The following is a 23003-nucleotide window of genomic DNA, read 5'->3' as shown; positions in this document are numbered from 1 at the left end:
AACCAATAACGAAAAACTAATAACTAATAACCAACCACTAAATCGCCTCCAAAACCAACACCCAATCATTTCCTTCCTTCGCTTCCCCGGGCGCTTCAAAAGTTTGGCCATCTGTTGGAGAAACTTCACCGATTTCAGTATACACACCCTTGCGCGGATCGAACCAAGATGCTTTCAATTTGCCTGTTGCTATTTTGCTTGGATTAACCTTCACAGTACCCCCATTATAGGTATAAATGAGTGCATAATCCTTCCCTCGCGTCGCCACTTTGTAATCATATTTTTCACCATTCTCAGCGAGTAATGATTGGTCAGGCACACGATCCAAAAAGGACTTCGATAAGACCAACTCTTTCAAGTAGCGCATTTCACCGGCGCCGGGATTTTGCAAAGCATCCTTCCATAATTCGGTTGCACCATAGGCAGCTGTTGAATCGGTGTCCTTTTCATTCAGAAATTGCATAATGGAATTATTGCCATAAGTAAAACCGAAAGCACCTGAAAATACCGACCAATAGGCATATCGACGGATGTCCTTTGCGGTCCATCTTGGTTCCTTCGGATCATGCAAACCTTGTGGAATCCCTTCGTAAGAAGGTTCTCCATCAATTGTCGGTTTGATTGGTTGCAATTGATAGTCACGAAGAACAAAACGCCAATTATCTTCACCAAAATGATTCGTTTCATCCGCCGAGGTATCCTGATCATAACGGCGGTGTCCTGATTGAAACATATTGAAATCCAACCATGGTTCTTGATGAAACCATTCGGAAGAGCTGGTCCGTCCGCGGGGGTGAAAAGTTACAAGATGGTTGGAGTCGAGTTGCTTTAAGGTATTTCCAATGGTTTTCCAGACCTGAATGGAATCACTGCCTTTCAGGTCACCACCATTTAACCAAATGATATTTGGCGCGGCTGCATAACGCTTCGCCAGGAAGGTTGCATACGCTTTAGCCTGTTCGGCGCTAACACCACCTTCTTTTACATTAGTTCCCCAAACAGGTACCAATGCCAGATACATATTCTTTTGTGCTGCTTTTTGGACAGCATAATCCACTAAATCCCAATAGCTAAGTTGCGTACTGTCCTGCGTTGTACCTTCCAGTACAGGTTTAGAGACATCTTTTTCCGCCAAAGCAGGATGACCATAGACATTCTTTGCTTTTAAGGTATGCAGCAACATTACCTGAATCACATTATAACCCTTTTCTTGTCGATCGGCTAAATATTGATTGATTTCTTCTTTCGTTAATTTGCTAAACAAGAGCCAGCCCGTATCGCCCAGCCAAAAGAAAGGATTGCCGTCTTCTGTCACGACGTAACGCCCATTTTCGGAGACCTTTAAACGCAAAAGAGATTCGTTTTTTTGCTGTTCGTGCCTACAACCGACAAAGCAAAAAAAGGCAAATATGAAAAAATAGTTGCAACGTTTTATCATCATATATTGGTTATTAAGCGCGGTGTACCCACACCACGCTTTGATTAGTTTTTACGAGTTGAATTCGTTGTTTCTTCCCTCCTTCCAAACTTCGCTCCTCAACAATCTTACCTGTTACCGGATCAATAACGCATAGGGTATATCGCCCCTTGCCATCGGATAAATCAATCTCCACCTCAGGTAAACCATCCACGTACATAATTTCCTCCTGCGACTCTCCACCAAGAAGATAAATCCCTTTCTCCACACTCGCTTGCGGTTTCATCTTGGAAGCAGCATATAAAAAGCCATCGGGTAATGAAGGAGGAATGCTAGCCAGCGAGCCGCCTCCTATAAATACCGCCCAACCATTCCCTTCCGCACCATTTGCGGAATAGATCACCGCCTTATCAGGGTATTGTTCCCGATAATGGGAAACAGCACGATAAACCTGTTCAAACGACGTCTTTTTGGGCTTAAAGAGTCTTGCTTGCTGTCGTGGTGCTAAATGTTGCCCTCCTTTTGGTGCGTACGTACTTCCGTCAGCTTGTTCATACCAATATCGGATATCAATGACATTGACGACTTTGTTACGTACAGCATCGGCCAATATGGCATCCTGTACATCTTTCGTTGTACTCAATCCGATCAATGCTTTTTGCTTATTTTCCGTTTCCCATTCGGCAATGACATCCAACCAAAATTGAACGAAATGAAGCGGCCCGGTGTATTCCGCACCGGTCAGTTGCAATACACCTTTATTGTCCTTGAAATTCGTTAAACATTGCTTGATATAAGCACGATGAATAGCTGCCCGATGTTGATTGCTTACATCGTAGAAAGGTGCATCCATAAAAATTCGCTTATCACCGGCATAAGGTGGAGGTTCGGGAAAGCCTGTCTGGTTTATATTGTTCGCCGTACGCCAAGGAAAATCGGCGTAATGCGCACCCGCCTCAATAATATTATGCTGGAAATACTGCTGATGAACAAGCATTATATCCTGCGCTTCTGCAAGATTGGCAAAGGTTTTTAATCTCCACCAATACCATTTGTTATATTTCGTTAAATCATATTTACTTAAACCATCCCAAGCGAGATCCTGTCCACTTCTAGCAAAAGGTAACTCATAAAAAGGTGGCCACACGTCCCCATCCATACGTCGTATACGTTCATGATCATCCCGCCTTCTGTCGTACCAAAGTCCATAGTTATGTTCAAAAGCAATCACTTGTTGGTGCTTGAGGGTATCAATAACGGCATTTAAATCATCCGTCAATCCATTTCCAATTTGGCCGGGAACAAAACGTGTGATATGCGGACGGGCTTTATCGAGCCAATAACGCCGCGCACTCCCATTCCACCATTGTACTTCCTGACGTTTTCCAATCAATATACCGTTTTTGCTTACCAGCCAACCGTTTTCTACATGTATTGCAGCGATCGACCGATCCTTCACTTCAGGTTTAACAGCCGTCATGCGTTTCGCGTTCACTGCATTTAACGAGATAGGCGTTCGTTCGCTTGCCTGATCGATGAATTGGCTTAAGGTCAATTTTGGTTTAGCCGCCAACTGCGTTAAGGCCTCAGCAACTTTCACGGTTGGACTACTGGATGCTTCGGTTTCTTCGGGCATTAATATATTTCGCCCCTTAGCCTCATCGCCCAAACGCTGCTGTAATTGCGCATAATATAAGCTCTGTGGTTTAATATGTTCATTCGATTGCTCCCAATAAGCATCACCTGCAAATTGTGCCCACGTTCCAAAAGCCCAATTTTGTGCCGTAGGTGGTTGATAGCATTCCACACGAGCTGCCGAACATTGCCAAAAAACACTATTTGCGGCAGCCCATCCCGCACCATTACCATCTTGCTCCAAATTAGCAAAGCGCAAAGCTTGTCCATCCACATTTATACAGTCAAATAAGTTACCCGATGACCAGCTGTCGACAGCACCACTATAGCTATAAGGCTGCAGGGATTGACACTGTACAAAAGCGTTGGGACCGGCAGCCATAAAGCCTACCGCATAGTCGTGGTAACCCTGTTCCGAATAGAGCCGCTGAAATAGGGTTTGCTGGCCATTCGTGAAAAAAGTATTCCTTCGTTGTCCACCAATCTCAGATATGGGTTGGACCGACTTGCAGTCTTCTATGGTTACCTGTTTCCCGGTTTCAGCAATATATACTGCAGAGCCTGCAAAATGCTTGAAATTAACTTGACGAACCCAAGCATTTTCGATATGCTCCATCGTTATGGCCATCCAACGATGATCTTCATCTTTTGGGTTGGCCGCATCAAAGCTCGAGGTGAGACACAGATTTTCAATGCCAACCTGTTGAATACGACCGGCCCACTGATAGGTACTAACCGTTGCGGTGTCATAACGATGATCGAGCGCAGTTGTCAGCGGCGCATCGATAAAAATTTTATTTCCTTCGATCTTAACGATCTTTCGATCCCAATAAATATCACGCTGTCCGGGTTTCCAACCGAGTGCTGTAATACCACCTCCGAAGTGGTCTGTTCCAAGGGTCTGAATCCATGCCTCGGAAGATTTCCTGTGGATGGTAACCAAATCGCCCATGTTAAAGCTTTTGCCATTGGACACTTCAAACGATAAGGCGTTTACCGGAACATATTGGGTTTGTACTGCTGCTGCATGTTGATGCGTGCTATCCATTACGCCTACGATTCGAATGAGGGTTTCACGCGTGATGCCCGCCCCATTGAGTACGGTACCCTCTTCACCCGCGCCACTTCCACGGAGCACAATTCCCGAAGCTGGAATTACCAGACTTCCTTCTAGTTGATAAATACCTTTTTCAAGCAAGATAGCTCCTCGAAACCCATTATGATCAAGTGGCAGCTTAGCCACATAATCAATAGCTGATTGGATGGTGGCGGTGGCATCTTCTCGTTGATGTTTAACCTGTGCTTTTACTTCGATAAAAGGAATAGCCGCTGCCCCACCTTTATAACCACTATAGGAGAAGTCAGGGATGCGATTCCCCAAGCTATCCGGTGTGTACACCAATTGATTATTTTCCCACTTCAAAGGTGAATCAAGGACTTCTTGCGCAAAAAGTGTGTTACCCTTACCTAAGCAAAGCGCAAAGGTAAGGGACCACACTAACCAACTACTAAAACCACAATAAACCATATTAAACCAATCGCAATCAGCGATAATCTTAATTCTTTGCTAAAACCGGTTTCACCGTTTTCACATTCACCAAACTATTCAAATAATTCTCAATATTTGTATAGCCATTCGCGGCATATTTCGATGCATCACTCGCATCGTTCGGATCCAAGCCGTTCTTCGTTTCCCATTCGTCCGGCATCCCGTCCTGATCACGATCCTGATAAGGTGTTCCCTTATATTCGGGATAACCACCTACTTGCTTAATATCCGTGATTATACCCTGCTTATAAGAATCGATCGGCAATCGACGATGCTCGAATTGTGTCTTCGGCAATTCTACATTTTTTAAATAACTTATCTTTCCTGTTCTTACCTGCTCAATGACACGTGTATCTACCGGATCTCTTTTGGGAAGCGTTGCACCTACGTTCTCTAAGACGTAATTATAAGCCTCTTTCGTTGGCAGGATACTAATATTCGCCATCGGAAGTGGTTTATCATAGCGCATTTTGGCGAAATAAGTTTTAGCTGTTTCCAAGCTCATTTCATTTCCGTCTTTTCCTTCAATTTGTACACCGCCGTCCCAGTTATCCTTCGTAACACGCTCATTTCCTTCAACAATATTTCCTTCAACATGCAGTCTACCAAACACCACATAGGACAATTTACTCCGACCCGACTCGGGTTTAATAATCCGATAACCCACCGGCGAGTCTTTAGGCGTTAATGGCCCGGGTTTGTAGTAATTATTGATAATATTATACAGTGCTTTATAATCCCCACCATCCGTTGAGCGGTGCACCCAATTAAAGACGACATTATTAGCAAAGTTGAAAACACCATTCCAACCAATAGAAGGGTTTCTTCCTGCATTATCCGCCCATAAATTCCGCATAAATGTACAATTCTCTCCGCCCAATGTACTACCAAAAGCATGATTCCACGTATCCAGCGCTTCGGAAAAAATAGAATTCTGAATCGTGATATTGACGGTTCCGAGTTTTTCCTCCATCGCCTTACCCGTACTATCATTATACATATGGCGATACATCGACATATTTTCGTCCAGGCCCCAGCTTGCCGAAACGTGATCGATCATGATATTTCCAACAGGATTGCCACCGATAGCATCGTCTCTTCGTCCGACCCAGGTTTCACCTCTACGAAAGCGCATAAAACGGATAACCACATCGTGGGTATTGATCCAAACAGATTCACCCGCAACGCAAACCCCATCGCCCGGAGCCGATTGCCCGGCAATCGTAATGTAAGGAGCGCGAATGATCAAGGGTGTTTTTAAACGAATAATCCCCGCCACATTAAAGACCACGGTGCGGGCTCCCCCTTGTTCACATGCTTCACGTAAGGTACCAGGCCCACTATCTGCTAAACTAGTCACAACGATTACTTTACCACCACGACCGCCAAAGGAATAAGCGCCACCTCCTTCTGCACCCGGAAATGCAGGAATCTCAGCCTGCGCTAAGTCGATCGCCTTCGAAGCCCAAGGAATATACGGTTTTCCTTGTTTAGCTTCTTCTTCAATAATGGGTAAAGCTTTCTGCCAGGCAATTTCAGATTGCCATTCTGCAGCTTTCATCATCGAATCACTGCTCCTCTTTACATCTTGTGGTATTTTTGGGTATTGGGCATAAGTTATTGCAACAATCCCAATAAAAAAAGGTAGCACCAAAAAAAACTTCTTCATCAGTTTACAACATTTACTTTAAGGTTAGCGTTTATTTTTACCTTACTCGAAAGTAAGGAACCTTGGTTAAATTTATCGTATCAAATATCGTCAAGATGACACGAAATATTCTGTAGTATATTAACGCGATATTATATCATATTATCATTCACGAATTTATTACACAGAGAAGGACATTTTTCTAATTAATTGATTATTATGACCGTCAAGGCTTTAAAAACCCATAAAAAGATTTATTATCTTGCAAATAAGGTTAGTCAATATCCTATGCTCAGCCTTACTGGGATAAAACAAAAAAGCGGCACAATCATTAAGATTGTACCGCTTATCACCAAAAATTAAAAAATGTATTACAAAAAAGAATAAGCGCTTATCGATGCTTGTCTAAATACGTTTAATAACCAGCGTCTATTTGAACAAGAGGTTCATCGCCAATCACCACATTGTATAAGGTAAGATCCGTAAACGAGGTTATTCCGTGTCCAATGATGTCTCCACCATTATAAACAAGAATATCAAAATTCTCAGAACCAAAGTAAGGGCTGTTAAAATTAATTGTATAAGTCCCCTTCGGAAGGGTACCCAAAATACCCGAGTCAAAAGTGTCATCATCTGTTTCAAAAGTATAGGTATCTGCACCATTCGTGAATGTAATGATCCACTCATTAAAATTGCCCGAGTATGGTAAAATAATAGGAATCTCTGTATCCTGTGCAAAGCTCGTTTTAAAACCGGCACATACAATCAACCCAAGTACAACCAAAACTTTCATCATTTTTCGTGTTTTCATAATTTATTAAAATAAAAGGTTAAATATTACATTCAATTACAGTTTATTGCTGATAATCATAAGTACCACTAGCCCCTGAATAATCCAACCAACCCTTGGTTTGTGTAAGCCACGAGTTGTTGCTCAACACCGTTGCTGAAAGCCCGGAAAGGTAATAGTTGGGACGGAATAGAATGGTAACGGGTGCATTGTTTACGCGATCCCATTCTTGGTCTAATGGTGTCATCACAAAGTAGTTTTGGTAAATCGCTTTTAGCTTGGCGATTTCCTCATTAAAATTAGCGGCATCCGGATCGATCAGAATAGCCCGATCCGTATTACTTAACGGATCTTCTCCGTAAGTTTTTGATTGCCAATAATAGCCTGTACGTTTCGTACCATTTATCGGGCTCAGACCTAGCTTCTGTACCGAGTTGCCGCTTTCCTGAATATTGTCATAAAGCATCCACCGTTGAATATCCCAAAAACGCTTTCCCTCATAGGCCAGCTCAACCCTTCGTTCATAGAGGCAAGCCTCTATAGCCTCGTATCTCGAAGCGGGCATACCGATTCCGTAATTATTCGCTGAGGGGATACCAACCCGTTGACGAATTTTGGTCAGGTAGTTCACCGCGTTTCCAATCTCTCCTCGCGCAGCATAACACTCCGCTATATTCAGCAAAAGTTCCGCATAACGGTATTCAAAAATATCGGTACCGGAAAAAGCAAAACCGGTGCTATCTGCCGCAGGATCGGACATTTTGCGAACTAGCGCAGGACTATTGCTTTGGTCATTCGCATAATAGGTCACCTTCGTGGATGTTTCATTGTCTTTCCATCTGTAGAACCAAGTCGATTTGTTCTCATTGTCTTTAATTCCCCATTTTGATCCGGAGAAAGCGAATGTTCGATAAAACCGAGGATCTCTATTTACAAAGAAGAAGGTATCTACATAATTGTCAGCATTGGGTCGCACCCCATCAGCCATTGGAAAAAGATCCAGCATTTCCTTTGGTGCTGAAACACCCCCTCCTCCACGATAGGATGTCGGACGTACTCGATTTTCCCATCCATTGTTATAGCCCGAAGAGCCAACATTTGTATTCGAAAGTAGAAAGACCATCAACGCTTCCGGATTAAACGAATTATCGTTTCTAAAGGTCATTTCTGCCCAGTCCTTTGCATTGGAGCCAAATAATCCATAGCCCGCACCGGTCAATTTTGTTTCCGCATCCAAGCTCGCTTCTAAGGCTTTTTGCCAACGTTCATTAGCCGGGTTATCCCAATCTTTGTTAAATAAAGGACTCGCCGCAGTCAAGAGTACACGGCTTTTCATCGCCAACGCAGCGGCTGCTGTCAACCGGCCATAATTACTCGCTTCAGCATCCCATCGCATAGGCAACAAAATAGCCGCTGAATCAAGATCGCTCACGATCTGTGCAAAACATTCGGATGAAGTCGCCCGGGGCAAGCGGATACGCTCATCCGTTGCACTATTTTCTTGTACGCTTGTTACAAGCGGAACGCCACCGTAAATCCGCACCAGGTCGAAATACTGTAAAGCCCTTAAAAGGTACATCTGCCCCTTAGCGGTCTGTTTAAACGAATCGGAGAGCCCGTCGCCCGACAAATCAATTCGGCCGATTAAAAAATTGGCAAAGCGAATACGGGTATAGGGATTATTCTGTACACTGGCCGTTACCGAGTTGCCATAATAGCCGTCGGCCTGTGATGCCAATTCTAAGGTCGTGGTCGGATTGATATACTTGCCAACTTCTCCTCCCAGCTCTTCTGTCATGTCCGACCGATCCTCATTATATAAACCAACAATGGATTGTATCGGGCTTCTATAACTCACAAAATAATAATTGTACAGCCGATCGATATACTGGCCTGTTTGAAGTTCGTTCTCAAAAATACTGTCATCGTATTTATCGTAACTTTTCATTTCCTCCAAAAAATCTTTTTTGCACCCAACTACAGTGAGTATGGTGATGGCAAAAATCAATATCTTCTTGTTCATGATGATCAAATAATGGTGTGTTATAAGCCTAAATTTATACCCAAAGACCAAGTTCGTAACGTTGGATAACTGGTTCCCGGTGAATCATACATATTACGGTATTTGCTCGGGTAGGGGTTATATAAATCCCAAAGATTGTTTCCCGAAAGAAAAATCCGTACATTATCTACCTTTGCCTTTGTCAGCCACTTCTTTGGCAGGGTATAGCCGACGCTCAAATTGCGGACAAACATTCTAAATGTAGGAAGCAAGAAGAAGTCGGAATTTGTTCCACCGAAATCATCGTAATAGGCAATATTGGGATATTTACCATTCGGATTTGTATCAGGATCGTACATATCGGTCAGATAAATGGACTGCGACCACAACGCATTTGTGCTGCTGGTACCTTGCTTGACATAATCCAAGTAGTTGGCTCCTCCCCAGGAGGTTGAAATTTGGGCCTGAAACGAAATACCTTTCCATCCCGCAGTCAAATTGGTGGTGATGCCATAAGTCATGTTTGACTTTTTCAGAATTTCCCAATCTTGTCCGGAATCTTTTTCTATGACGCCATTTGGGCTACCGTAGGTCTGTGTACTTTCATCCAATGCACCTCGAACATCTTCATACACCAGCATTCCCTTTCTCATCTGCGATTTATCGGTAATACCCATAAAATTAGGTTCAGCTCCTTCAATACCCGAGTTATTGGCATTTTCCGTCAAATAGTTCCAATAGGCATCAATGTCTGCATCGGTACGTAACATACCGTCGCCGCCCGATGTATGCTTCCATGTTTTATATCCCCAAACAGGATTGCCATATCCGGTATTACCCACGGCGCGCCGCGTAGTCGTTTCAGAGGGATAATCAAATGGTTGATCGAAGTAGCGCGTGGTCTTGTAATTACCTAAACCAAAGTTCATACCTACGGAGTAGTTCACCTCATTGACATGGCTCTTCCACGTGACCGATACTTCGGTTCCCCAGGCCTTTACACCTGCGTAGTTCTGTTCAGCAAAGGCCCCTCCCACAGAGATAGGTACTCCGATAGCTCCGGACATATCCGTTAACATGTCGGTAGTCGTATTGTAATAACCGTCAAGAGACATACTAAGTTGCGACTTCAGGAAAGACATGTCTAAACCGAAATTGCGCTGCACGGTGCGGTCCCAACGAAGGTCCCGATTAGGGTCAGCATCCGGTGTTATACCGATCGTATACATCCCACCATTGTTTCCAAAGGCCATTCCTTTATCGGTGGCCGCCGTGTATAACCGAGTCCATTTCCATGGATTCACATTGTTATTTCCAGTAATCCCAATCGACGCGCGGACTTTCAAATAATTCATCCAGGCAACATGCTCTGTAAACCAATTCTCATCCGAAACAACCCAGCCGGCGGAAACCCCGGGGAAGAAGCCCCAGTAGTTCTCGGGTGCAAATTTGGTCGAAGCATCGGTACGGAATACAAATTGTAAAAGGTATCTGCTCTTGTAACTATAATTAACACGTCCTAAATAAGAAAGAGTTCCGCTTTCTGTACGATAGGTAATACTATTAGATGTGTTTAAGGTTCCAGCAGATATAGAAGTCCCGTTATATACTCCTCTCGTTGGATTATCGTAAATCTGGTACCGGTCTTCCCATCCGGCGGTTGTTTTTTCAACGCTGAACATGGCACCAATATCATGATCACCAAATTTTTGGTTATAGTTGGCAAAGAAGTTCAGCTGTTCGTTCTTGGAAGTTGTGTTGTCATAAGTAACGCGGGAATTGGCCCGGTTAAGTGCCGGATCATCCCATTGAGTGGTACTAGAGTATAAATGGTTATCTGCCGTATTGATGTTACGAGCCCGTGCTAACAATAGCGGCATCTGAACTTGCTCTGTATTGCCTGAAGCTTGAATAATTCCATAATTAAATTTGAACGACAGTCCCTTTAAGAATGGCACATCGTACTGCAAAGAGAAATTGGCATTATAGTTAAAATCCTTATTGGTAGTCTTGGAACCATTATTCAACATATCGTAATAGTTCCAATTACTCAGGGAATTATTACCTGATACATTTCCCAGCTTATTGGGCCCCAATGCCGGTGACACGTACTGGTCGACTCCGTTTATATTGTACATCCATGGGATGTATTTGGGCATATGCAGTAATACGCTATAATCATTCTGTTCACCACCGACAGCATATCCGTCGCTAAAATTGATCTTTGTAAAGGAGCGCTCCAAATTGGTATTAGCCGCAGCTATTGTAGCGCTCAAGCGTAAATCACTCGCTACCTTCACTTCCGTACCGGCTCGGAAAGTCCATCGTTTAAAATCCTGTTCTCCAAGATTGGCCCCTTGTGTATAGTAAGAGGCGCCGGTATAATAGGTAGCTCTTTCGGATCCTCCACTCACATCCAAGGAATGTTGCATGGTATGGGCAGCCCGCCAGTCATTGCCCAACCAATCATAATTCAGGGTCTCCATCTCCGCCAGCTCTGCGTCTGAATAGTAGTAATTATCGTTCCAGCCGAGCGCCCTGCCAAACTTATTGGCAAATTCCCCATATTGTCGAGCGTTCATTACTTTCTCATGGCTTACAGCATCGTTTGTTTGAAACTTAGCGCTATAGGAAATCCGCGGTGCGCCCACTTGGCCTCTTTTTGTCTTTACAACAATGGCCCCTTGAGATGCCCGGGAGCCATAGATGGCAGCACTGGCATCCTTTAATACCGTTATACTTTCAATTTCTGAAACATCGAGCATATTGAACCGTTCCATAGAAGGCTTGCCATTTTGCGGATCCACCTGAATCACATCGTCAATGATAATCAAGGGATAGTCATTTCCGCCATCCTTCCCCCAATTAAATTGTTGCCGGACATTTAAGGTAGCCATGGCTCCGGGGCGGGTACTTCCTCCCGTAACATTCAATCCGGGAACCTGCCCTCTTAGTGATTCAGAAACTGAGGCAACGGGTATATCGGCAAGTTTCTTAACGTCCACTGAAACGATCGCCCCTGTCACATCTTTAGCTCGCTGCGAACCATACCCAACTACAACCACTTCATCTAATGCGCTATTATCTTCTTGTAGAATGACTTCGATTGAACGCTGGCCATCTAACGCCATTTCCTTCGATTTGTATCCAACATAACTGAAAATCAAAACTTCATTCCCTGTGGGTAAGTTCATTCGAAAAACACCGTTCTGGTCAGTCGTGCTGGTGGTTTTGCTCCCCTTCAACTTGATGCTTACTCCGGGAAGAGGCTCTCCCTTTTCATTTTTTACGGTTCCCTGAATGTTGATCCGTGCTGCTGTCGCGCTATTTGCGACCTTAGACGTCTTTGCTGTTGATGCACCCCACGATTTTGATATAGTTAAGATGCTACAACCTACTAGCGCCCACAAAACAAATTTGCTCGCGGCAATAACTGTTTTTTTTAATAGTACGTTCATAAGGTTTGGTTATGTATTTTCGGTTAGTTTAAGACGAAATCAGTTTAAACTTAATTTCGTTGGCTCTGTTGTTTTTCTTTTAGTTTTTTCTCCCATACTTGTCTGGCGATCTTGGTCTCCACGCCTTCCTTTGATAAATAGTTATTGATTTTCCCCTTGTATTTACCAAACCAAGCATGCTTGGCTTCTGATGAACCCGCATCCATTGCTTTTTCGCGTGCTTCGGTAAGATAGCTGAAAATCTGTGCTTTTTGCGTCTCCGTTAAACTGGGAAGCATATCAAGATAGCCTTTATAGGTAATCGGTAACACATTATAGGTCATCTCATTTTTTACCTGCTCAATCTGTTCTTCATTTAGCTCCTTCCCCAAACGCTTCAGGTACTTTCCGTGAAGTTTGGCCAGTTTTGCTTGGGCAATCTCGTAAGCTTTCTCTGATTGCAGTTTAGCGTCTTCTTTCGCTAAACTTGCCTTATAGGATTGCTCTTTCTGTTCCAATTCTGTATGAATCGTATTTAAATCGCGATATTGCCGTACAATAATCGTCCGAACCGCTAAACGCTTCGCGTTATCTAAATTCAGTTTGTCAACAATCTTCTGTGCTCTTTTGGTAATAACTTGGGTATAGTCGTCTTGTTCAAAAGCATACAGCTTTGGCAACAGGATCACCAAGAACAGCATGACAATCGAGCATATTCCGAGACATTTTTTAAAATCATTCATGGTAATATATTTGGTTAAAGTCCAAAAACAGTAGTGTTATTATGACATTTCTTTATACAAGGAAAAAATCATTCACTCTTCCTTTTATTGCTAAATTTTGTGGAACAGATCTATAATTTGTACTATTTCCTTATGGTTAGTAATGCAAATATCAACGCTTACCTGTGTAATTTTTTAGCGATTATTATCTACTTATTATAGGATATTAGCATAGCTTGAGGTCCAAAATCACCGGAATCGATTGCGGAAAAGTTGACAACAATGTTGTTGGAAAAACCTTTATCTTATTGCACATCCAAATTAGAAATAATTAAGGCTTTCGCATCGGACAAGCTTAATTCCACTATGTACTGCCCTGCATTAATCATGGTTGCTGTATTGCTGTATAAATAACTCCATTTACCAATACGCGAGCTAGTAAAGGAGACCATTTCTTCATGCAGTATACGACCATCTAAGTTACGTAGTGTCAACCGACCTTCTACCGGTTCTTCCCCACTGTAGGCATACCTAAGGGTCATGCTATACGTATCGGCCACACCTGTCTTAATCGTCCACTCAATTTGTGCAGGCCCTTTCGATGGAAGTTGAAGGGCCTCTTTTTTCAAATATTGAAAAGAGGTGATTCCCGAGGAAATAGCTGCCGTAGCTGGTTTATAGCTGATTGACGTTTTTAAATCATGTGCTGATTGTAGCTTGCTTGCCGGTACCACCATAACCGGTGCTAGCGGTAGGTAATTCTGTCCAAAAGATAGCTTGACCAAACTATTTTTATTAAAGCGTTTTCTGTAAATTTTCCAAACGGACCGATCGTTACCGGCACTTGCTATTTCTGTCTGTGTATCTTCATAACCTGACAAACTATTATAGGCACGAAGGCTGTCTTCCGGTATCAATATAAAGACGTCTGCAGCCTCCGACACGCTGAAAGAGAGTTTCTTTTGTTCGGATATTAAATCAGCAGGAAAACGCAGCCAGGTTGCACCAAATAAGTTCGGTGGAATTGTCGTAAAATAGTCGGATTTGCCTGAAAAAACCGCGTCACCTATATCAAGCCAAGTAGCAGCTTGTAAATTCATTTTTTCATCCCCAAAGCGAGCCTGCTGAATAATAAGCGGTGAAGGCGGGGCAGCTTTCACCTTCTTTTTACCGGCAATTGCGATAGCCGAAATCACAGCTTGTCCAGAGGCTACCTTTGGAAAGCTAACAACAATGCGTCCGTCTTTTGCTGTCGCAGTATAGGTTTTCTTAAGCACCGCATCATGTCCCGCTTCACGCCATATGTCTATATTTTTATCTACAATATCACCATTAATCGCCACATCGAACAACCGCCATCCCTTGCAATCCATCCCACCCCCCGTGCCAAACCATGGCTCAATAAAGTACAGTTCTATTAGATACTCACCATCCGGTATGGGGAATTGAAAGTTTAGCTGGTCCTTTCCGTAACGAAACGTTTGGAGTAGCGGCCATTCGCGTGTCCCTTTTATGGGGTCAAACGTACGTCGTTGACTTGCAAAGTTAGCGGGCAGCTTAAAATTAGCTGTCCACGAGGAAGATCCCCAAGTATCATTGGCTGTCCGTTCCCTATCCGCTTCCCAAACATGTCCTTCGCCATCCACATAACGAGGCCCTCCACAATTGACCCGATAAATATATTCATAGCCCTTTTTCGCTTCTACCTGCTCATCGTTGCTATATAATTTTCCAAATGAAGGTGCTTTGGGCAATCCTTGCAAAACAACCCGATCTTCCGCTACGTTGCGCCCATTTACGTAACCTTTTGCATGCAAAACATTGAACCGTACAGGCACCTTATTCCATATAAAAGGCCTACCAATTCCACCGTTTTTTTTTCGTCCGATCGAAGATCCATCCACATCATTAAAAAGCTCAACTTCGTCGCAATTAGAGTAAACTATGATTTCATTTTTTATGCCGGGGCTCTCCCAGCGATTTGGCCAAGTATGTGAAACAATATAAACCATGGGTGCGGTTTTCGCGTCTGCATAATTTGCACGAAACATATAATAAGCATCCGTAGGTTCGTCCCATGGCGTCAAAAGTCCCTTATAATTTACCGGGCCAATACGATCTAATTCCCGTAGTCCTTCGCCCCCTTGGACTCTACCGGGATTATCGTGCGAATTAAATAACCAGAAGAAATGCCCCGCAACGCTATCTTTGACTTTTTCTGCCAGCCTTATTTTGGTTTCCATCAATTCGCGCATTCGATCTTCTGTGTTAGCACTGGCTTTTGTAAAAGGTTTCTCTGCATGAAAATCGATGCTACGCCATGCGCCATACTCGCCTACCAAAATTTGCTTTTTTAGGTCTTGATCATAGAGCATGGGATCACCGCCATATGTTCCGGTCCAATTTTGAGGTACATCCCAATCGGTTCCACTTCCGCCATTACAAGTCGTTACTTTTCGTTGCGAAGAGGCCGTGGGATCTAAACTTCGGATCAGCTCCGTGCACTCGCGTGCAAATTCTTCGGGCAAGGTGCTTTCATTTTCCAAACCCCATAAAACCACCGAGGGACTATTTCTTCTTTCAATAACCCATTCGGACAATAATTTTTTAAAATTCGCTTTAAACGACTCGTTTTCGAACCAAATATGAGCCGCCAACTGCGTCCAACTTAGTATCCCCAAACGATCCCAATGTTGCTGATAGCGTAAATTATGCGGCTGATGTGCATCCCGAAAGGCATTGAATCCGGCAGCGCGGATTTGGTTGACCCTTGCCTTTATCTGGGCATCGCTAAAAGCATGACTGCCTCCTAACATATGTTCATACTCGGCAATTCCATTAATAAAAAAAGGAGTTCCATTAATAAAAAATCGCTTATCATCGCCTTTTCTGTTAATTGGCCAGCTTATCCAACGGATACCGTAGGGTGTTACCAAATCATCTACGACTTGATCATCGATACGGATCTGCGAATGAATAGTGTAGAGATACGGATCTTGTGGAGACCACAGATGAACAAAATTTTTCAATCCTATTTGTTGCTGAATTTCAACTGTACTGCCACCGGTAATGGTCTGCTGCTGATGATCTTCCGCTACCACCCTTCCGTCCTTAGCTCTCACCTGCTGTATTATAACTGCTTTTTTGTCTTTCGTGTCATAATTTTTAACGGTCGTATTCAGGAATAACTTAGCTTGCTTGGATGTGACACTTGTATCATTCCAGATATGAACACCAAAAGGTTCTATCCGAAGGGCATCGGTAACGTACAAATGAACGGGCCGGAAAATCCCCAACGGCTGTGACCCCTCTGAAAAGCCGCGTTCCTCAGAACATCCGCCACATACCCAAGGTAGATCCCGTATACCCGCGGGATGATCGGCGCGCACGGCCAATAAGTTATCCTGATCAAATAAAATGACATCACTTATGTCGATGGTAAAGGTAGTACGACCTCCTGCATGAAAGCCAATCTTTTTACCGTTCACCCAGATGGTGGCATAAGATCCAACACCTTCAAAGTACAGAAAATAACGTTTATCGCCAGCTTCTTTTTTAATGCGAAAGCTTTTTCTGTACCAGGCATAACCGTGTGTGTTGCCATGAAGAAGGCGTCTATAGCCGGCATAGGTATCCCAATTATGGGGCACTTGCACCGAAAGCCAACGCTCGGGTTGGTAGCTTTGTTTTTCAAAACCTTGAAAGGCCATGGAATCGCTTTCATGCAAAACACTTAACCAATCGCTTGATAAATCGTACTGCTTGCGCAACTGCTGTGCGAATACTTGGAAATTGGCGAATATGAATATCCAGATAACCCCTTGCCTGATCCTTTGCATTTTCTTTACTTGGAATTTTTACTCAGTTTTAGGTTGTTATCCAACTGATAGGTTTGCCCTTTTTCCGTTTGAAATTGAATTGTTTTATCTTGATATCGAAGGGAGCACATCCCGCCTGCGTCAGACCGTACATCCAAATGAGTCAATAATCCATTTTTCCATTGATAACTCAACTCAAAACCACCTCTGGCACAAATCCCCTTAACAGCACCATCGGCCAGTGCTTTTGGCAATGCTGGAAGAATATCGATGGTACCGAGATGACTTTGTATGAGCATTTCCGCCAACCCGGCAGCTCCTCCAAAATTACCGTCAATCTGAAAGGGTGGGTGGGCATCAAAAAGGTTCGGATAAACACCTCCCCCTTTTTCTTCCGGGCTCAACAAGGTGCTAATCATCTTATAAGCATGTTCCGCATCTTTAAAACGGGCCCAAAGATTGATTTTCCAAGCTAAACTCCATCCCGTTCCACCGTCACCTCTAAAAATTAAGGACTTTTTTGCGGCATTCATTAATTGAGGGCTATCTTGCCAATTAATTTCACTGCCGGGGTACACGGCCCAAAGATGGGAGACATGCCGGTGTTTATTCGCAGGGTCGTCTATATCTTCCAGCCATTCTTGCAATTGACCGTATTTTCCAATTTGATTGGGTGCAATTTTCGATCGCTTTGCTGAAAGTTGTTGCGCAAACTCCTCGTCAATTCCCAACCGATCGGTGGCGGCAATAACATTGGTAAAAAGTTGCCGTATTAGCTGATGATCCATCGTAGGGCCTGCCACTAACCCTCCTTGTTCAGGTGAATTAGAGGGACTGCTGATCAACCAACCGGTTCGTGCATCCGGGATTAAAAATTGATCGAAGAATAATGCAGCAGCTTTCATAATTGGATAAGCTTCTTCACGTAAGTATCGTTCATCTTGCGTAAAGAGAAAATGCTCCCATAAATGCTGACAAAGCCAGGCGCCACCTGTCACCCAGATGCCATGATTGGGATTATTGATAGGTGCTGTTCCCCGCCAGAGGTCTGTATTATGATGAAGTACCCAACCAAGTGCATCATAATAGGTTTTTGCCGTTTCATGCCCCGTCACACTTAGTTCTTTAATCATCTGAAATAAAGGTTCCTGAAGCGCAGAAAGATTCGTGTTTTCTGCTAACCAATAATTCATTTCCGCATTGATATTGGTCGTGTATTTACTTCCCCATGGTGGTGTTAATAAATCATTCCAGATACCTTGTAAATTGGGTGCTAAACCACCGGGCCTCGAACTGGAAATAAGTAGATACCTTCCGTACTGAGCAAACAACGCCAATAAGTTTGGATCTTGCCCTTTTGCAAATTGTTCAATCCGCCTATCGGTCGGGAGAACGCTTGGCCTTGATTGCGTGCCAAAATGCAAAGAAAACCTAGAAAAATACTGTTGATAATCGCGTACATGTGCGTTCCTTATAACCTCGTATGATTTACGTTCGATCGCATTTAGCCGCAACTTTGCGATTTCTTCCGCCTTAGCCGAAACATCGTTATAGCTTTTATAATTGGTTGCTGCTGTTAAAAATAGGCTTGCTTCGTCCGCACCTGACAATTCAATTTTTCCATCTTTGACGTGAACTTCTCCTCCTTTGTGCCGTATATGCAGTAAACCTTCTCCCTTTAGAACACCGTGCTTAACCTGCACAGAGAGACGCAAAGTGGAGTCGTCAACTTTGCTGATCTGATACGCTTTATGGGGGGATTCTAAAAAAGCTATAAAACTAATTTGGTGGGGCTGATCTGCTGTCAAATGAATAGCCAAACAGGAATCGACCGCACTGGATAAATAAGTACGTTCAAAATGCACGTCTCCAACTTGATAACTCGTCCTGCAAATAGCTTGTTCCAGATCAAGCGTTCGCTTATAATCAGTGAACGTATGATGCTGTTTAAATTGTAAGAGCAAGTCACCGAAAGGTTGGTAAGATGCTTGGTACTTTCCTACACGAGGGGCATCGTCGTTCTGTATCCAATATTTCCAGGTATCTGCCAAATAGACGGCTTGTTCCTGCGCAGCTCCTTTTGGAAATACGCGTAGCTTGCGACTTAAGTCCTTGTAACCGACCAAGCCACCTTTATCATCGTAGTTGATAACTTGGATAGCCAGGTGATTTTGCTCCTTCACCAATTCTTTAGGAATGGTATACTGTCTTCCCTGATTGATATCATGGGTAGTTCCGATCAGCTTTCCGTTCACATAGCTAAAATCTTGATCGCGTATTTTCCCCAGATCGATCACTAATTCACGTCCGATCCATTCTTTCGGGACACTAAAAGACGTGCGAAACCAAACAGCACCATCCAGTCCTTGGAAGCCCTTCTTTTCCCAGCCCTCGTGGGTCGGAACCTTCATTTTCTTCCACGCACGATCGTCGAAATGTTCCTGCGAAGGGTTTTTAGCCTCTTGTGCAATGGTCCTTACTGCAGTCAACCAAGGTTCAGGTGGGTCTGCTTCGGATTGCGTCCCCATGAAATGACGTCCCGCCAATTCTTCTGCCGCTTGCTGTTTCCCTTCTGCCAGTAATTTTCGTATTTCACCAAGATAGTTTTTTGCTCCCGACAGGTTATAATTTCTCGGACCACCGGTCCACAGTGAGGATTCATTAAACTGAATCCGATCTTCCTGAACGCCTCCGAATACCATGGCTCCCAGCTTTCCGTTTCCAATGGGTAGCGCTTCCGTCCATGTACTTGCCGGTTGCTGATACCATAAAGCTAAATCCTGTCCAAACAACTTACCGTTCATCAACAGAACAAGGCAAAAAAACCGATATATCTTCAATAAATTCATTCTTCCAGTATGACAGCATCTTCAGGGGTATCGTTTATGGCTAAGGGGCGCTGCACCAGACGAAGGTCGTTCGACTTCAGCAATATAGATTCGGTTTCACTTCCGCTGGCTTCGAGAAAAGTGTTGATAGGCTCCCTTATGAAACAATTGCTGATAAATGCCTGCTTAACATGATTAAATTTTAATACAGTCTGTACATTGCGGGCAGCCGCTGTTTGCAATCCATTGATTTGCAATCCATTGACATGACTCGCAAATATCGCAGGTCCGGCAACAGGGTTAACCGACACATTCGTAAAGGTGATCCCTTTCGAGGCTCGGATATCAAAACCGGTTTTTGTTTCCATGACGACATTGCTAAAAGATACATTTTCAATCGGCATTTCTTCCAAACCATTTAAATAGCCAGCCTGCTCACCTTGTGCTGTGATATTGCTCAAATGGATATTTCTAAATATAGGCGTTCGTTCTGTGACGGGCTCGATCTCTGTTTTGGCGTATTGCATATCCAATACGATGGCTTGCTGCTTAATGTTTTTCATGACAATATTACTCACCTGAATATCCTCAACGACACCGCCGCGGCCTCTAGCTGTTTTAATTCGAATACCGCGATCGGTACCATCAAAAATACAGTTGCTAATCACGATCTTCTTCACATCGCCTGACATTTCACTACCGATAACGACTCCACCATGGCCGGATAACATCGTACAATTTGTAATCGTGTAATTTTCGGCGGGGCGTGCTTCTTTTCTCCCTGATCGATCTTTTCCCGACTTAATGGTGATGCAGTCATCCCCTACACTAATGTGACAGTTGGCGATATGAACGTTGCTGCACGACTCTGGATTAATACCGTCCGTGTTGGGTGAAGGCGGGTTGTTAATCGTCACACCATCCACTGTTACATTATCACAGAACTCTGGATTAACGGTCCAAAAAGGTGAATTTTTAATGGTAATACCATCTATGCGCACATTTTTACAATACATCGGTTGAATAAAGGGCGGCCGAAGAAAACCCCGCTCTACCCACCCCGGTAAGTCGGGATGCAACACCTCTTTATTTAACTTGTGAAATTCTTTCTGCCAGGTTGATTCGGGAGAATTTTTGACATGCACTTCGGAGTAGGCCCACCATTTTTTTCCGTTTCCGTTGAGTGTTCCCCGCCCCGTGATGCGGATATTTTCTGCTTCATAGGCGTAAATAAAGGGGGAAAAATTGGTAACCATGGTCCCTTCCCATCGACTTGGCACCATCGGCAGGTAATGATCGAAATTATCACTGAAACAAAGTTCTGCTCCAGCTTCTATAAATAGGGTGATATTGCTTTTTAAATGAATCGGACCGGTCAGATAGGTTCCCGGTGGAAAATAAACGGTCCCACCACCGGCCTGCGAGGCTTTCGAAATCGCTTCTTTAATAGCGGTCGTAGCCAGCGCAGAGCTGTCATTTTTAGCACCAAAGTCGACAACATTCAACACCGATTGTGCTTGTGCAACGAACGAAAATAACGCACAAAAGAGAAGATATAAGCTGCGCATGTTAATTGATTTTAGCATTCAGTTCACCCAATTTTTTGCTGGAAGCGACGCGCTTACCGTCCACAAATAGCAGGAACCCTTTACCCTTGCCGTATTTTGTGCCGGTTTTATCCCAAAGGACGGTTAATGTTCGACCATGATAGCTAATGTTATCCAGGCAAAACCAGTCCCATACGCCAAGAGGCACTAATGGTTTAACACTTATACGATTTGTACTTGCCGGCTTTAAGCCAACAAGGTCATTAATCACCAGGTCACAAAATCCCGAATGGTTATAAAAACTACTCCGTGGGTTATCTCCTTTTAGCCAATAACCGGTTTTTTCATCTTGATATTCGCCAAGATAAGGCTTTCCATTCTTCTGGTGGGCAAGTGCATATTGCCGAAGCGTCTGATAAAACACCTCCTTATCAATTCCGTCATGCTGTTTATAATCCGTAAGAAAATTCGCCAAGGCTTTCAGCGTCTGCGTCGTGGCAAAAGGCCAAATCGCCCCATCCCACTCACAACTATGTCCGGTACCCCGCGTGCGGAATGTAGGCTCTCTTCGCTCGGCCGTAGTTAAGCCCCAAGGCGCCTGAAATCCGGCCGTATCGCTTAGCTGCAGCCATGCCTTTGCAAAGGCACCTTCATCCGGTGGTAGCTTGAAATACCATGGAATAAATCCAATCGCCTCCCTAGCTGCAAGGGTACCGTCGGGATGCCGCGTACGAAAAAAATTCCCTTTAGCATCCCAAAGGCTATCAATCACTAAATGGCTCAGGAGATCTGCCTTGCGCTTGTATTTGTCCTCCAAGCTATCGACCTCGAGAAGTTGACCCATTTGCGCTAAAGCACGTGCATTACCATACATATAACTATTGATACTAGGCCTTCTATTTTGTATCCGTCGACCACCACTTACCGACTCCTCCATTCCATCTTTCACGTCGAACTGCCAAAATAAGCCGCTCGACAAACCGCGCTCGCTTTCCCACCGTTCGTAATCTTTTACTAATAAAGGAAGCCATTTCGAAAGCGCTTCTTTATTTTGTTGAACAAGATACAAGTTGTACACGGCATCACTCAACCAGCTGCTAAAGGAATGAAATTTAGAAGGCTTAAATGTGGGTTCTCTGATTAACCAAAAATCAATATATTGTTGGAGATATGCCGGATTTCGTAACCAACGACCTTCGTAAATATGATGACCTAGTGCACAGCTAATCGCACCATATTTCCCTTCATGCCCAACGGATTCAATAAATTCCGTGAAGATAAAACCATCAGGTGTTTCCTTCAAATGCTTGCGAAAACTCCACCAGCGGTAGTTATAAATCTGTTGAATGGCTGAGTCCGGGCATTCAAATAATGGAACATTTTCTGCCAGCCAGTTGAATGATTGACTATTTGGAATGAAGTTAACGACGGCTTCACTGTCAATGCGATTAAAATATTCAACATCTCGTTTTAAAGCGGCGGTTGTTAGCACGAAAGGCTTCGCCTGCCCAAAAGAAGGAAGTCTCAAACCCGTGCTGAATAAAAACAGCAACAGGCAGTATTTATATAGTTGTTTTTGTATTAACATGTTCTTCATTTCTCCCCTTGCG

Annotated in this window: 11 protein-coding genes; all 11 read right to left on the bottom strand. The window is 43.7% G+C overall.

Going from position 1 to position 23003, the window contains the following annotated elements; genetic code table 11:
• Positions 1 to 37: 37 nt before the first annotated feature.
• The 11 genes from RYH73_RS14595 to RYH73_RS14545 all read right to left on the bottom strand — a co-directional run bounded on the left by RYH73_RS14595 (position 38) and on the right by RYH73_RS14545 (position 22981).
• Positions 38 to 1441, bottom strand: coding sequence for a glycoside hydrolase family 140 protein (locus tag RYH73_RS14595; RefSeq protein ID WP_335314181.1), 1404 nt, complete (start codon positions 1439 to 1441; stop codon positions 38 to 40).
• Between the two features lie 10 nt (positions 1442 to 1451).
• The gene (locus RYH73_RS14590) at positions 1452 to 4550 is read right to left on the bottom strand and encodes a DUF6298 domain-containing protein (protein WP_335314180.1); all 3099 of its coding nucleotides are present in this window, start codon (positions 4548 to 4550) and stop codon (positions 1452 to 1454) included.
• A 58-nt stretch (positions 4551 to 4608) separates the two neighbouring features.
• The gene (locus RYH73_RS14585; protein WP_335314179.1) at positions 4609 to 6270 is read right to left on the bottom strand and encodes a pectate lyase family protein; all 1662 of its coding nucleotides are present in this window, start codon (positions 6268 to 6270) and stop codon (positions 4609 to 4611) included.
• 394 nt (positions 6271 to 6664) lie between these two features.
• The gene (locus RYH73_RS14580; protein ID WP_335314178.1) at positions 6665 to 7060 is read right to left on the bottom strand and encodes a hypothetical protein; all 396 of its coding nucleotides are present in this window, start codon (positions 7058 to 7060) and stop codon (positions 6665 to 6667) included.
• Positions 7061 to 7103: 43 nt separating this feature from the next.
• On the bottom strand, positions 7104 to 9062 hold the full coding sequence (locus RYH73_RS14575; RefSeq protein WP_335314177.1) for a RagB/SusD family nutrient uptake outer membrane protein: 1959 nt from the start codon (positions 9060 to 9062) through the stop codon (positions 7104 to 7106).
• Positions 9063 to 9082: 20 nt separating this feature from the next.
• On the bottom strand, positions 9083 to 12499 hold the full coding sequence (locus RYH73_RS14570; RefSeq protein ID WP_335314176.1) for a SusC/RagA family TonB-linked outer membrane protein: 3417 nt from the start codon (positions 12497 to 12499) through the stop codon (positions 9083 to 9085).
• Between the two features lie 50 nt (positions 12500 to 12549).
• Positions 12550 to 13221 carry a DUF3826 domain-containing protein gene (locus RYH73_RS14565; RefSeq protein WP_335314175.1) on the bottom strand — a complete coding sequence of 224 codons (672 nt, stop codon included), beginning with the start codon at positions 13219 to 13221 and terminating at the stop codon, positions 12550 to 12552.
• Between the two features lie 284 nt (positions 13222 to 13505).
• Positions 13506 to 17039: a malectin domain-containing carbohydrate-binding protein gene (locus tag RYH73_RS14560; RefSeq protein ID WP_335314174.1), complete on the bottom strand. Its 3534-nt coding sequence runs from the start codon at positions 17037 to 17039 to the stop codon at positions 13506 to 13508.
• 5 nt (positions 17040 to 17044) lie between these two features.
• Positions 17045 to 19822 carry a glycoside hydrolase family 95 protein gene (locus RYH73_RS14555; protein WP_335314173.1) on the bottom strand — a complete coding sequence of 926 codons (2778 nt, stop codon included), beginning with the start codon at positions 19820 to 19822 and terminating at the stop codon, positions 17045 to 17047.
• Positions 19823 to 19863: 41 nt separating this feature from the next.
• Positions 19864 to 21414, bottom strand: coding sequence for a glycoside hydrolase family 28 protein (locus RYH73_RS14550; RefSeq protein WP_335314172.1), 1551 nt, complete (start codon positions 21412 to 21414; stop codon positions 19864 to 19866).
• Position 21415: 1 nt separating this feature from the next.
• Complete coding sequence (locus RYH73_RS14545) at positions 21416 to 22981, bottom strand: MGH1-like glycoside hydrolase domain-containing protein (protein ID WP_335314171.1); 1566 nt, start codon at positions 22979 to 22981, stop codon at positions 21416 to 21418.
• Between the last annotated feature and the right edge of the window lie 22 nt (positions 22982 to 23003).

It is taken from the genome of Olivibacter sp. CPCC 100613, from assembly GCF_036959255.1.
Classification (GTDB): Bacteria; Bacteroidota; Bacteroidia; order Sphingobacteriales; family Sphingobacteriaceae; genus Olivibacter.
Note: the sequence above shows the minus strand (reverse complement) of the source record. Positions and strands in the feature narration are given on the sequence as shown.

Bases quoted from the DNA above. Each gene is read 5' to 3' on its own strand.
- RYH73_RS14555 (WP_335314173.1), bottom strand. From the start codon at position 19,822: ATGAACGGTAAGTTGTTTGGACAGGATTTAGCTTTATGGTATCAGCAA.
- RYH73_RS14560 (WP_335314174.1), bottom strand. From the start codon at position 17,039: ATGCAAAGGATCAGGCAAGGGGTTATCTGGATATTCATATTCGCCAAT.
- RYH73_RS14550 (WP_335314172.1), bottom strand. From the start codon at position 21,414: ATGCGCAGCTTATATCTTCTCTTTTGTGCGTTATTTTCGTTCGTTGCA.
- RYH73_RS14545 (WP_335314171.1), bottom strand. From the start codon at position 22,981: ATGTTAATACAAAAACAACTATATAAATACTGCCTGTTGCTGTTTTTA.
- RYH73_RS14575 (WP_335314177.1), bottom strand. From the start codon at position 9,062: ATGAACAAGAAGATATTGATTTTTGCCATCACCATACTCACTGTAGTT.
- RYH73_RS14595 (WP_335314181.1), bottom strand. From the start codon at position 1,441: ATGATGATAAAACGTTGCAACTATTTTTTCATATTTGCCTTTTTTTGC.
- RYH73_RS14570 (WP_335314176.1), bottom strand. From the start codon at position 12,499: ATGAACGTACTATTAAAAAAAACAGTTATTGCCGCGAGCAAATTTGTT.
- RYH73_RS14565 (WP_335314175.1), bottom strand. From the start codon at position 13,221: ATGAATGATTTTAAAAAATGTCTCGGAATATGCTCGATTGTCATGCTG.
- RYH73_RS14580 (WP_335314178.1), bottom strand. From the start codon at position 7,060: ATGAAAACACGAAAAATGATGAAAGTTTTGGTTGTACTTGGGTTGATT.
- RYH73_RS14585 (WP_335314179.1), bottom strand. From the start codon at position 6,270: ATGAAGAAGTTTTTTTTGGTGCTACCTTTTTTTATTGGGATTGTTGCA.